The 277-nt window shown below is 68.2% G+C and carries 1 protein-coding gene; it reads right to left on the reverse strand.

Annotated features, from left to right (window positions below; all coding sequences use genetic code 11):
* Positions 1–277, reverse strand: a 277-nt coding sequence (locus tag AC5Y4T_RS26200; RefSeq protein WP_499956161.1) for a DUF222 domain-containing protein, incomplete at both ends; no start/stop codon positions are given.

Here is a 277-nt window from a genome sequence, read left to right on the forward strand (position 1 = left end):
GCGAGCGACCACTTTATCCACCTGCGCGGCCAGCCAGCCCCGGGTCATCGATGGCCACCGCGCCACGTTGACCGCCAACTCGGCGTCCACCGCCGCCAACACGTCGGGCTCGGTGATCAAATCGGTGCGGAACACGATCGTTTGGAATGTCAGGTAGCCGATATCCCCGGCCGCGAACACCGCGCCCACTTTCGGTAACCGTTCGCGCATCGCGCGGGCGTACCGCACGCGGCTGGCGGCCAGGCCCTGACTGATCCGCAACGCCGCGGCCACTGCA

The organism is Mycobacterium sp. NGS11 (assembly GCF_059813315.1).